10 protein-coding genes are annotated in these 10,997 nt (G+C 61.6%); 6 read left to right on the top strand and 4 right to left on the bottom strand.

All coding sequences use genetic code 11. The features are described from left to right. Window positions 1–272: 272 nt before the first annotated feature. Window positions 273–1,175, bottom strand: coding sequence for a helix-turn-helix domain-containing protein (locus ASE80_RS14095; protein ID WP_056859455.1), 903 nt, complete (start codon window positions 1,173–1,175; stop codon window positions 273–275). 138 nt (window positions 1,176–1,313) lie between these two features. Between ASE80_RS14095 and ASE80_RS14090 the strand changes: the two genes are divergently transcribed. From ASE80_RS14090 to ASE80_RS14080, 3 genes are read left to right on the top strand one after another with little or no spacing between them, the layout of a single operon-like run. Further along, window positions 1,314–2,672, top strand: a complete 1,359-nt coding sequence (locus tag ASE80_RS14090; RefSeq protein ID WP_056859454.1) for a glutamine synthetase family protein — start codon at window positions 1,314–1,316, stop codon at window positions 2,670–2,672. A 23-nt stretch (window positions 2,673–2,695) separates the two neighbouring features. Further along, window positions 2,696–3,784 carry a polyamine ABC transporter substrate-binding protein gene (locus ASE80_RS14085; RefSeq protein WP_056859453.1) on the top strand — a complete coding sequence of 363 codons (1,089 nt, stop codon included), beginning with the start codon at window positions 2,696–2,698 and terminating at the stop codon, window positions 3,782–3,784. Continuing rightward, window positions 3,781–5,073, top strand: a complete 1,293-nt coding sequence (locus ASE80_RS14080) for an NAD(P)/FAD-dependent oxidoreductase (RefSeq protein WP_056859452.1) — start codon at window positions 3,781–3,783, stop codon at window positions 5,071–5,073. Before ASE80_RS14085 ends, ASE80_RS14080 begins: the two co-directional genes overlap by 4 nt. Window positions 5,074–5,189: 116 nt before the next feature. Here ASE80_RS14080 and ASE80_RS14075 read toward each other — a convergent pair whose 3' ends face one another. Next, window positions 5,190–6,080 carry a LysR substrate-binding domain-containing protein gene (locus ASE80_RS14075; RefSeq protein WP_056859451.1) on the bottom strand — a complete coding sequence of 297 codons (891 nt, stop codon included), beginning with the start codon at window positions 6,078–6,080 and terminating at the stop codon, window positions 5,190–5,192. Window positions 6,081–6,194: 114 nt separating this feature from the next. Here ASE80_RS14075 and ASE80_RS14070 point away from each other — a divergent pair, with 114 nt between their 5' ends. The 3 genes from ASE80_RS14070 to ASE80_RS14060 are packed head-to-tail and all read left to right on the top strand — an operon-like array spanning window position 6,195 to window position 8,452. After that, window positions 6,195–7,199, top strand: coding sequence for an aldo/keto reductase (locus tag ASE80_RS14070; protein WP_056859450.1), 1,005 nt, complete (start codon window positions 6,195–6,197; stop codon window positions 7,197–7,199). A 17-nt stretch (window positions 7,200–7,216) separates the two neighbouring features. After that, window positions 7,217–8,014 carry an SDR family NAD(P)-dependent oxidoreductase gene (locus ASE80_RS14065; RefSeq protein ID WP_056859449.1) on the top strand — a complete coding sequence of 266 codons (798 nt, stop codon included), beginning with the start codon at window positions 7,217–7,219 and terminating at the stop codon, window positions 8,012–8,014. A gap of 27 nt (window positions 8,015–8,041) precedes the next feature. Then, window positions 8,042–8,452 (top strand): SRPBCC family protein, encoded by a 411-nt coding sequence (locus ASE80_RS14060; RefSeq protein ID WP_056859448.1) that lies wholly within the window; start codon window positions 8,042–8,044, stop codon window positions 8,450–8,452. A gap of 133 nt (window positions 8,453–8,585) precedes the next feature. On the opposite strand, the gene ASE80_RS14055 is transcribed toward ASE80_RS14060, so the two are convergent. Both ASE80_RS14055 and ASE80_RS14050 read right to left on the bottom strand, forming a co-directional pair. Next, on the bottom strand, window positions 8,586–9,980 hold the full coding sequence (locus tag ASE80_RS14055) for a sensor histidine kinase (RefSeq protein ID WP_056859447.1): 1,395 nt from the start codon (window positions 9,978–9,980) through the stop codon (window positions 8,586–8,588). Then, entirely contained in the window at window positions 9,958–10,641 is a 684-nt protein-coding gene (locus tag ASE80_RS14050) for a response regulator transcription factor (RefSeq protein WP_003219726.1), read from the bottom strand. The genes ASE80_RS14055 and ASE80_RS14050 overlap by 23 nt, the downstream gene beginning before the upstream one ends. Window positions 10,642–10,997: the final 356 nt, after the last annotated feature.

The raw sequence follows: 10,997 nt of genomic DNA, 5'->3' as shown, positions 1-10,997 counted from the left end.
AGGGGGATGTGCCGGGATTTACAAGCTATTGAGAAGGGTGGTGTTGGGTTGTTTTGTGTAAAGCCGACCTGAGTGGTTGAATCAAGAGCCAGATCAAGTGCAAAGCAAAAGCCTATCTACCTGATGCAACACGGTCTAAATATGTGGGAGCGGGCTTGCTCGCGAATGCGGTGGGTCAGTTATAGATGAAGTGACTGACCCACCGCATTCGCGAGCAAGCCCGCTCCCACCTTTGACCGAGTATGGCTTTGCTGTTGCTGTTGCTCCGGCCCTTACATCCTTTCCAAGCGCCTGAGCGTCTCACTGGGCAGCTCCCGAAACAACGCCCGATAACTCTGCGAAAACCGCCCCAAATGCCAGAACGACCAGTTCATCGCCACCTCAGCCACCGTGGCCCGAGTCGAGCTCAATAACTCACGCCGCGCCCCGTTCAACCGGCGCAAGCGCAACCACTGCGCCGGGCTCATCCCGGTGTAGGTCTTGAAGCCTTGTTGCAGCTGTCGCAATGGCACGCCGGCAATCTGTGCCAGTTCCAGCAGGTTGACGGTTTCATCCGGCGCATCCGCCGCCCATTCGCCGATGCGCGCCATCAACCGGCGCTCTTCGCTGCGCCGTTGTAACGAGCTGCGGTCCAGGCACACAGAGGCGTGGTCGAGGATAAACAGGCAATCATCGAGCAGTTGCTGGGTCAGCGCGTCACGGCTGATTGGGTCACTGATGGCGGATAGCCGCGTCAGCGTGCCACTGAGCCATCGGCTGAACAGCGCGTTCTGCTGGCAGGTCAGCGGCGCCATGAACAACCCCTCGAGTTTCGCCACATCCAAACCATGGCGCTGCACAAACTGCGGGCCGAATACCACCGCCACTTCGCGGTAGTTTTCCGGGGTGATCCAGGTGTTGCGGCTTTCGCCATTGAGCATGTACAGCGCGTTGTCGCTGCCATCGAAACAGAACGCCAGCGAGCCCGGTGGCGCGTTGAAATGCTGTTCGACGCGCGTATTCATGCACTCTTCGTAGACCTCGACGCCGTGCAGGTCGAGGTAGCGAATCTGCCCGGAAAAATGCCCCGGAGACATCTGCTGGTACTGCTGCACCCAACCGGGTGTCGCACTGCATTGAGCGGCCACATCACCGGTGGTGAAGGCCTGTACGCGCAAAGCTGTTGCCTGTGTCATGGGTAACCTGGGCGCACTCTATTGGTGCGTTGTGGTTCGTGCAAAGTGGATAGATGCCGTTTGAAGGCTGGCCCAAGATAGACCTCAATGCGCCGGGAGTACAAGTCGGCGCAGCATCCAACCCATGACGAGGTCCTTATGAACGCCCCCTTCGATCAGCTGTCCGCCTGGCTGAAAGAACACAAGATTACCGAAGTCGAATGCGTGATCAGTGATTTGACTGGCATCGCACGCGGCAAGATTGCGCCCACCAACAAGTTCCTGCATGAGCGAGGCATGCGCCTGCCGGAAAGTGTGTTGCTGCAAACGGTGACCGGGGACTTTGTCGACGACGATATCTACTACGACCTGCTCGACCCTGCCGACATCGACATGATCTGCCGCCCGGTGTCCAACGCCACTTACGTGGTGCCGTGGGCGATCGAACCCACCGCGATCGTGATCCACGACACCTTCGACAAGCAGGGCAACCCCATCGAGTTGTCGCCGCGCAACGTGCTGAAAAAAGTCCTGCAGCTGTACACCGACAAAGGCTGGCAGCCGATTGTCGCGCCGGAAATGGAGTTCTACCTGACCCAGCGCTGCGAAGACCCGGACCTGCCGCTGAAAACCCCGGTGGGCCGTTCGGGCCGGGCCGAAACCGGGCGTCAGTCGTTTTCCATCGACGCCGCCAACGAATTCGACCCGCTGTTCGAAGACGTCTATGACTGGTGTGAACTGCAGGGGCTGGACCTCGACACACTGATCCACGAAGACGGCCCGGCGCAGATGGAAATCAACTTCCGCCATGGCGACGCCCTCGACCTGGCCGACCAGATCACCGTGTTCAAACGCACCCTGCGTGAAGCTGCGCTCAAGCACAATGTGGCCGCGACCTTTATGGCCAAGCCGGTGGCCGACGAGCCGGGCAGCGCCATGCACCTGCACCAGAGCGTGGTGGATATTGCCACCGGCAAACCGGTGTTCGTCGACGCCGACGGCAAGATGAGCCAGCTGTTCTTGCATCACATCGGCGGCCTGCAAAAGTACATCCCCAAGCTGCTGCCGATGTTTGCGCCCAACGTGAACTCGTTCCGCCGCTTTCTGCCGGACACCTCGGCGCCGGTCAACGTGGAGTGGGGCGAAGAAAACCGCACCGTCGGCCTGCGTGTACCGACCTCCAGCCCCGACGCGATGCGCGTGGAAAACCGCCTGCCGGGCGCGGATGCCAACCCCTACCTGGCGATTGCCGCGAGCTTGCTGTGCGGCTACCTGGGCATGATCGAGCAGATTGAGCCGAGCGCGCCGGTGGAAGGCCGTGCCTATGAGCGCCGCAACCTGCGCCTGCCGTTCACCCTCGAAGATGCCCTGGCGCGCATGGAGGACTGCGACACGGTCAAGCAGTACCTGGGCGACAAGTTCGTGCGTGGCTATGTGGCGGTCAAACGCGCCGAGCACGAGAATTTCAAGCGGGTGATCAGTTCCTGGGAACGTGAGTTCCTGCTGTTGAGCGTCTAAAAAACCAAAAAAGGGGTGTCGATATGCGTCTTGTGAAAAAGCTTCTCCCGCTGGCTCTTGTCGCGGCGTTCAGCAGCAGCGGCCAGGCCGCCCAGACGGTCAGCGTCTATAACTGGACCGACTACATTGGCGAGACCACCCTGGCCGATTTCCAGGCCAAGACCGGGATCAAGGTGATCTATGACGTGTTCGACTCCAACGAAACCCTGGAAGGCAAGTTGCTCGCCGGGCGCACCGGCTATGACGTGGTGGTGCCGTCCAACCACTTCCTGGCCCGCCAGGTAAAAGCCGGCGCGTTCTTGAAACTCGACCGCTCGCAGCTGCCCAACTTCAAGAACCTCGACCCCAAACTGCTCAAGCTACTGGAGAAAAACGACCCCGGCAACGCGCACTCGGTGCCGTACCTGTGGGGCACCAACGGCATCGGCTACAACGTCGACAAGGTCAAGCAAGTGCTGGGCATCGACCACATCGACTCATGGGCGGTGCTGTTTGAGCCGGAGAATATCAAGAAGCTCAACCAGTGCGGCGTAGCCTTCCTGGATTCGGCGGATGAGCTGTTCCCGGCGATCCTCAACTACATGGGCAAAGACCCGCGCAGCGAAAACCCCGAGGATTACAAACAGGCCGAAGCCAAGCTGCTGACGTTGCGCCCGTACATCACCTACTTCCATTCTTCCAAGTACATCTCCGACCTGGCCAACGGCGATATCTGTGTGGCCTTCGGCTATTCAGGCGACGTATTTCAAGCCGCCAACCGCGCCAAGGAAGCCAGGAACGGCGTGAATATCGCCTACTCGATTCCCAAGGAAGGCTCCAACCTGTGGTTCGACCTGCTGGCGATTCCTGCCGACGCCGGGAACCCGAAAGAGGCCCACGCCTTTATCAATTATTTGCTCGACCCAGAGGTGATCGCCAAGGTCAGTGCCGCGGTCGGCTATGCCAACGCCAACCCGGCGGCCAAGCCCTTTATGGCGCCGGAGCTGGTCAACAACCCTGAGGTGTACCCGCCCCAGGAAGTGCTCGACAAGCTCTATATTTCCACCACGCCGACCCCGGCGACCATGCGCCTGATGACCCGCGCCTGGAGCAAAGTGAAGACCAACAAATGATCCAGTCCAATGACCACGCCCGGTCCTACTACCGGGCTTCGGCCAATACCATGCCGGAGCGCCCGTCACTGGGCGCCGACCTGAGCGCCGATGTGTGCGTGATCGGCGGCGGGTTTACCGGCGTCAACACCGCGATTGAACTGGCCCAGCGCGGGCTCTCGGTGATCCTGCTGGAGGCCCGGCGCATCGGCTGGGGCGCCAGTGGGCGTAATGGCGGGCAACTGATTCGTGGTATCGGCCATGACGTGTCGGGGTTCGCCAAGTATGTGGGCGAGGAGGGCGTGCGTTACCTGGAGCGTGCCGGGATCGACTCGGTGGCGCTGGTGGGCGAGCGTATCGCCCAGCACAACATTGACTGTGATTTGCGTTGGGGCTTTTGCGAACTGGCCAACACCCCGGCGCAGTTTGCCGCGTTCAAGGGCGAGCAGGCGGGCCTGGCAGCGCTGGGTTATGCCCCTGAAACCCGTCTGGTCGGCCCGCAAGATATGGCGCAGGTGGTGGGCTCCAGCGTCTACGCTGGCGGCCTGGTGGACATGGGCTCCGGGCACTTGCACCCGTTGAACCTGGTGCTGGGCGAGGCGCAGGTGGCCGAGTCGCTCGGGGTGCGGATTTTCGAACAGTCCCCAGTCCTGGAGATTGTGCACGGCGAAACAGTGCAAGTGCGTTGCGCCGGCGGCACGGTGCGTGCGGCTAATCTGGTACTGGCCTGTAACGCGCATTTGGAGGAACTGGAACCGCGCTTGAGCGGCAAGGTGCTGCCGGCGGGCAGCTACATCATCGCCACCGAGCCGCTGTCGATCGAACTGGCCCTGCAGTTGATCCCGCAAAACCTTGCCCTGTGCGACCAGAAAGTCGGGCTCGATTACTACCGGCTCTCGGCTGACCGGCGCCTGCTGTTCGGCGGCGCCTGCCATTACTCGGGGCGTGACCCTGCGGATATTGCCGCGTATATGCAGCCCAAGCTGCTCAAGGTGTTCCCGCAATTGGCAGGCACCGCCATCGAGTTCCAGTGGGGCGGCAAGATCGGCATCACCGCCAACCGCTTTCCCCAGGTCGGGCGCCTCAAGCAGTACCCGAATGTGTTCTACGCCCAGGGCTATTCCGGGCATGGCCTGAACGTGACCCACTGGTGCGCGCGCCTGCTCGCCGAAGGCATTCACGCCGGTGCAAGCCACGGCCTGGATATCTTCAGCCAAGTGCCGCACATGACCTTCCCCGGCGGCAAGGCCCTGCGCTCGCCGCTGCTGGCGTTGGGGATGCTGTGGTATCGGTTGCGGGAAATGCTCTGACTGGCAGCCGCGTTTAACCGGATGAGCCTGAGGGGAAAAGATTGAGCTAAGGGCGACAGTGGCTGACATTGGACCGAGGATGGCCGGGGCGATGAGGTTACCCATTGCCCTGGCCCTTACGGGCTTTGCGTCAGCACCTTCCTGAACGTCTCCACCAGCGGCCGCAAATTAACTCGATGCCACGCCGCCCATAACGGTGTGGTGTAACTCAGCCAAGGCAACTCGCGCAACACCACGCCAGGCGGCGCATTGCGGCTCAACCCCTTTTGCACCATGGCCACACCCAACCCCGAGGCGACGAGGCCGAGGGCGGTAAACGGCTCACTGGCTTCCATGGGGATCTGCGGCGTAAACCCGGCACGAATGCACGCAGCGACAAAGTCATCCGCCGGGTTGGCGCCAGGTTTGCGTTGCACGCCGATCCACTCCTGATCAGCCAGATGCTCGGGTAGCAACGCGCTGTGGCGCGCCAATGCATGCTGCTCCGGCAGCGCCAGCAGCATCGGCTCGTCCAGCACCTGCAGCGCCGTCAGGTCCGGATCATCGGTAGCCGGTGGCTCGCCGACCAGGGCAATGTCGAGGCTGCGTTGACGCAAGCCTTCAAGCTGTTCCAGCGACGGCAAGTTGTACAGCTTGATATGCACGGTGGGCCGGTCATCGCGCAATACGCGCAACGCATTGGGCAGCACGCCGGCATGCATGGCGTTTTCGATGTAGCCGATGCACAAACCGCCTTCTTCGCCGCGTCCCAGGCGTTTGCCCAGGGATTCCAGGCGATTGGCGTGGGTCAACAGCGCCTTGGTTTCCGCCAGGAACGTCTGGCCGTCGCGGGTCAGGCGGATGCGCTGCTGGCTGCGTTCGAACAGGGTCAGGCCCAGGCGCTCTTCCAGCTGGGCGATCTGCCGGCTCAGCGGCGACTGCGAGATATGAAGGCGCTCGGCGGCACGGCCGACGTGTTCTTCTTCAGCGACCACTTCGAAGTAGCGCAGTTGGCGAATATCAATCATGTGTAAGACCTTGCAGGACTCAAGTTGGTCGCAGTATGTCTTGGACGGTCCGATCTCTGCAATCTAGGATCTGCTCAACGGTCAAAGCGACCCACAACCGATTGAGGATCCACCATGAGCTTGAAAGACAAATTGCCCGGCCCGCTGGGCTTTGGCACCGCACCGCTGGGCAATATGTTCCGAGCAATTGCTGAAGACGAAGCCCAGGCCACCGTCGAGGCCGCCTGGAACCACGGCGTGCGTTACTTCGACACCGCTCCCTTCTACGGCTCGGGCCTGTCGGAAATCCGCCTGGGCCAGGCGCTGTCGCAGTACAACCGCGATGATTTCGTGCTCAGCACCAAAGTGGGCCGGGTGATTCTCGATGAAGTCGAAGAAAGCGCCCGCGACCTCGGCGAAAAAAGTGGCGTGTTCGAACACGGTCGCCCTAACAAGATGCTCAACGACTACAGCGCCGACGCCACCTTGCGTTCCATCGAAGACAGCCTTGAGCGCCTGCAAACCGACCGCCTGGACATCGTGTGGATTCACGATATCGCCCAGGACTTCTACGGCGACCAATGGCTGGACTACTTCAACCAGGCGCGCACCGGCGCCTTCAAGGTGCTGACCCGCCTGCGTGAAGAAGGCGTGATCAAGGCCTGGGGCCTGGGCGTCAACCGCGTTGAACCCTGCGAGCTGACCCTTGACCTCAGCGAAGCCCAGCCCGATGGCTTCCTGCTGGCTGGCCGCTACACTTTGCTCGACCACGAACGTGCCTTGCAACGTTTGATGGACGCAGCCTTGGCGCAGAATGTCGAGATCGTCGTCGGCGGCCCTTACAGCTCGGGCATTCTGGCCGGTGGCGCGCACTTCGAATACCAGCAGGCGAGCCCCGCGATCATCGATAAAGTCGAGCAGATCAAGGCGATTGCCCAAGCGTTTGGGGTAAGTATAAAAGCCGCAGCCCTGCAATTTTCGCTGGCGCATCCGGCCGTGGCGGCGGTGATTCCAGGTGCCAGTCGTCCGGGGCGGCTTGCCGAAGACGTTGCGGCGTTGTCAGAGAAGATCCCGGCAGCCTTCTGGCAGGCGCTGCGCGAGGCCCGGTTGATTTCGGCTCGTGCGCCTCTGCCGCTCTAACTTCAGGAGTACCACCGATGAACATTGATGTAAGCGGCAAAGTAGCCATCGTCAGCGGCAGCACCGCCGGTATCGGCCTGGGCATCAGCCAGGCGCTGGCAGCCTGCAGCGCCACCGTGGTGGTGATCGGGCGCGAATCGGGCAAGGTCGACGACGCGCTGGCGAGCATTCGCCAGGCGGTGCCGGGCGCTGATCTGCGCGGGCTGGTGGCCGACCTCGGCACCGCCGCAGGCGCCGAGAAACTGTTCGCTGCCGAACCGCGTGCCGACATCCTGGTCAACAACCTTGGCATCTTCAACGATGTGGATTTCTTCGACGCACCCGACAGCGAGTGGACGCGCTTCTACGAGGTCAACGTGATCTCCGGCGTGCGCCTGGCACGGCATTACACGCCCGGCATGGTCGAGCAGGGCTGGGGGCGGGTGATCTTCCTGTCGTCGGAGTCCGGCGTGGCCACACCGGCCGACATGATCAACTACGGCGTGACCAAAAGCGCCAACCTCGCGGTTTCCCATGGCCTGGCCAAGCGCCTGGCGGGCACCGGCGTGACGGTTAACGCAGTGCTGCCGGGGCCGACTTTTACTGACGGCCTGGAGCAGATGCTCAAGGACGCCACGCAAAAGTCCGGGCGCAGTGCGCGGGACGAGGCCGACGTATTTGTGCGTAACGCACGGCCGACCTCGATCATCCAGCGCGCGGCAAATGTGGATGAAGTGGCGAACCTGGTGGCGTACATTGCTTCACCGCTGTCCTCTGCAACCACAGGCGCTGCGCTGCGGGTCGATGGTGGTGTGGTCGACAGCATGGCGATCTGAAATCTTATTTTTTCTGGAGTATTTAGTGTGGCGACAGCTTCTTCTGTAATTGAAATCCCGGTTTCGGCCGATCAGGTCTGGCAATTGGTCGGTGGCTTCAACGCGCTGCCGGATTGGCTGCCGTTGATCGTCAAGAGCGAGCCGAGCGAGGGCGGGCGCGTGCGCCACCTGCAAACCGCCGATGGTGGTGTGGTGGTCGAGCGTTTGCAGCGTTTTGATAACGTAGCGCGCAGCTACAGCTACACCATCGAGCAATCGCCGTTTCCGGTGAGTGCTTACCTTGCGACCTTGCAGGTTGAGGCGCTCACCGACAACTCGGCGAAAGTGACCTGGTCCGGCGTGTTCACCCCGGCAGCCGGGACCACGGATGCGGCGGTGGAAGCGTTGTTCACCGGTGTGTACGGCGGCGGCCTCGAGGCGTTGCGCGCCAACTTCTAACCTGCAAGGCCGATGATCGTTCCCACGCTCTGCGTGGGAATGCCTCTTGTGACGCTCCGCGTCACGCCGTGGGACGCAGAGCGTCCTGGGCTGCATTCCCACGCGGAGCGTGGGAACGATCAACGATCAACGATCAGGCTTCGGGCATCAACTGCTGCCGGCACTCCAGCACCAACCGCGCACCGCCGTTCTGGCTGCTGCCAACCTCCAGCTTGAACCCGTGCAAGTTGATGATCGCCGCCACAATCGACAGGCCCAAACCGAAGCCGCCTTGCTGGTCGCTTTCATCCACGCGATAAAAACGCTGGAACACCGCATCACGTTCCGCCGCCGGAATACCCGGCCCGGAGTCGTGCACTTCGATGCGCGTGCTGCCGCCATCATTCACACCACGCAAGATCACCTCGCCACCGGCGGGGGAGAACTTGATCGAGTTGCTCAGCAGGTTGGCCAAGGCTTCGAACAGCAGCGCACGGTCGCCGGTGATCCACGGCAGCGCTTCGGGCACTTCGAGGCGCAGCTGCAATTCGCCTTCTTCGGCCAACGGTAGATAAAAGTCATGCAGTTCGCGCAGCAGCGGCAGCGGGTCCATTACCAGGAAGCCGGAGCGGCGCTGGTGGTCTTCCAGCTCCGAGATGCGCAACAGCCCGCGAAAGCGTGCCATCAGCGTGTCGGTCTCGGCGATGGCGTCGTCGAGCTTCACCGCGTACACCGAGTTCTCCTCGGCTTCCTGCTTGATGCGGTACAGCTGCGCGCGCAAGCGTGTCAGCGGGGTGCGCAGGTCGTGGGCAATGTTGTCGCACACACCCTTGACCTCGTTCATCAGCTTCTCGATGCGGTCGAGCATGGCGTTGACGATGGCCGCGAGCATGTCCAGCTCATCACGCCGATTCGACAGCGGCAAACGGTGGGTCAGGTCGCCGGCAACGATGGCCTCGGCACTCGCCTGGATCCCGCGAATACGCCGCAACGGGCGGCGGCGCAACAAATGCCAGCCGGCCGCGCCCGGAATAATGGTCAGCGACAGCGCCCACAGCAGCGCATGCCAGATGATCCGGGTGACGCCGAACAGCGAACCGTTGGCCCGCACCAGCACCAGCCAGCGCCCGTCTTCGGTGTGGGTGGCGACGGCGTCGCAGCTGTCTTTGGGCAGTTTGGGGTCGTCGGACTCGACGCAATTGGCCAGCGCGTGGATCTTGCCGTCCAGCGGCAAATCCGGCGGCACGGCGCGAATCGGCCCGCTCAGGGGCCGAAATTGCTCATCGAACAGGCCATAGGCGTCCACGCCCTTCATGTCGAAGGTCATGCTGGTGGTCAGGGCTTCCACCAGTTCTTCGCCGTCGAAACGCTGAAACAAGTGCTGACGCTGCATCAACGAGTGGCGGGACAGGTCGCCCAGGTAACCCGACACTTCGAAATACAGCACCCCCATGAGGATGCAACTCCAGGCCACAAACAACGAACTGTAGAGCGCCAGCAAGCGGCTGCTGGAGGAGCGCCAGCCCTTAGAGGGGTTCAGCAATGACATAACCGGAACCTCGTACCGTGCGGATCAGCGGCGTGAGGCCCGGTGGGTCGATTTTCTTGCGCAGGCGACCGATGTGCACATCGATCAGGTTGGTGCCCGGGTCGAAGTGATAACCCCAGACTTCCTCGAAGATCATCATCCGCGACAGGATCTGCCCGGTGTTGCGCATCAGGAACTCAAGCAGTTTGTATTCGGTGGGCAGCAGGCTCAGCGGCTGCTCGGCGCGGCTGGCTTCGCGGCTGATCAGGTTCAGTTCCAGGTCGGCCACGCGCAGGGCAGTTTCGAATTCCTTGACCGTGCTTTTGCGCCGCAGCAGGACTTCGACACGGGCGGCCATTTCGTCGGAGGCGAACGGCTTGGTCAAGTAGTCATCGCCACCGGCCCGCAGGCCGCGCACGCGCTCGTCGACATCGGAGAGGGCGCTGATCATCAAGATCGGCGTCGACACCCCAATGGTGCGCAGGGTCGTGACGATGGCCAGGCCATCCAGCTCCGGCAGCATTCGGTCGAGGGTGATCAGATCGTAATCACCACTCACAGCGCGGACCAGGCCTTCGCGGCCGTTGTCCACCCAATCCACATCCAGTCCATGGCTACTCAGCTCGGCGACGATCTCGCGGGCTGTTACGGCGTCATCCTCGATGGTCAAAATACGGGTCATAGGATTACCTGGTGAGCGATTCACACTAGAAGTGGGGTCATTTTGCCAAGAAGTAGCTGAATGTTTCCTAAATTAAACTTCATCTTGGCAAAACCACCACAAATATCCGGGTTGCACACAATCATTGTGGGAGCTGGCTTGCCTGCGATAGCGGTGTGTCAGAGACAAAATATCAACCTGGAAAACCGCTATCGCAGGCAAGCCAGCTCCCACAGTGAGCGGGTTTGCAGGGAGATTGCATAAAGCACGCCCGCTACTGCTGTTTCTTGCAAGTTGCACGGTCCTGGGAAGTTCAAATTACTTAACTATTTGAAATAAAAGGACTTTAATTTTTGGCCCGGCTGGCATGCTGCCTG

It is taken from the genome of Pseudomonas sp. Leaf15 (genome assembly GCF_001421425.1).
In the GTDB taxonomy this organism is placed as follows: domain Bacteria; phylum Pseudomonadota; class Gammaproteobacteria; order Pseudomonadales; family Pseudomonadaceae; genus Aquipseudomonas; species Aquipseudomonas salomonii.
Note: the sequence above shows the minus strand (reverse complement) of the source record. Positions and strands in the feature narration are given on the sequence as shown.